We start from the raw sequence: 1,034 nt of genomic DNA, 5'->3' as shown, positions 1-1,034 counted from the left end.
GACCTCGGACGCGGAGAGCTTCTTGGCGCCGTCGGCCACGTTGGCGGCCGTGTCCTTGGGCTCGTCCTTCTTGGCCTCGGAGCCGTAGCCGCAGGACGCGAGGGCACCGATCAGGAGGGGCAGGGCGGCAGCGGCCACGATGCTGCGGCGCAGGGTGGTACGGGTGGTTCCGGTGGCAGGCACGGGAGGACTTCCTCTCGTAGCGTCATCTCATGACGCACGTCTTCGTCTGTGGAACAAGGGCGGGTACGGCTGGAGGGGGGTGAGGGCGCGCATGCGGTGCGCGTACGTCATCGCGCACATCGCGCAACCCCTCCCTGGCCGCTGCCGAGGGCGCCGCTGCCCACGCGGCCGCCCTCCTTCGCGAAAGTGGAGTAGACGTCGGTCTTCACGGGTTAGAAGTCCCACCCTTCTTCATCCGCCTGGACGGTGGTCTCGGCCTGGGAGGCGAAGGACTCGCCCGCCATGCCGGCCGCCAGGGTGGTTCCGTCGGCGGGGTCGATCAGCAGGAAGGACCCGGTGCGGCGGGAGTCGGCGTAGGCGTCGAGCGCGAGGGGCTCGGCGGTGCGGACGACGACGCGGCCGATGTCGTTGGCGACGAGCTGGCCGGGGTTCGGGTGCTGGGACAGGTCGTCGAGGGTCAGCCGGGAGGGGATCTCCTTGACGATCGCCTTCACCGTGCGCGTCGTGTGCTTGATCAGCACCCGGGCGCCGACGGCCAGGGGCTGGTCCGCCACGTGGCACACCGTCGCCTCGACGTCCTGCGTGGTCGCCGGAGCGCTCGCGGACGGGGCGATGAGGTCGCCGCGGGAGATGTCGATGTCGTCCTTGAGCCGGAGCGTGACCGACTGGGGGGCCCAGGCGATGTCGACGCTTTCGCCGAGGGCGTCGATGCCCTCGATGACGGAGGTGCGGCCCGAGGGCAGGACGGTGACGGCTTCGCCGACGCGCAGGACGCCGGAGGCGATCTGGCCGGCGTAGCCGCGGTAGTCCGGGTGCTCGGCGGACTGGGGGCGGATCACGTACTGGACGGG

Annotated in this window: 2 pseudogenes; both read right to left on the bottom strand. The window is 71.3% G+C overall.

Annotation, left to right across the window (positions count from 1 at the left end):
• Positions 1-183 (bottom strand): annotated as a pseudogene (locus tag ABZZ17_RS40025) (sulfate ABC transporter substrate-binding protein); the annotation flags it as partial.
• A gap of 212 nt (positions 184-395) precedes the next feature.
• A pseudogene (locus ABZZ17_RS40020) lies at positions 396-1,034 on the bottom strand (hypothetical protein); the annotation flags it as partial.

The organism is Streptomyces sp. NPDC006512, assembly GCF_040611935.1.
Taxonomy (GTDB): Bacteria; Actinomycetota; Actinomycetes; order Streptomycetales; family Streptomycetaceae; genus Streptomyces.
Note: the sequence above shows the minus strand (reverse complement) of the source record. Positions and strands in the feature narration are given on the sequence as shown.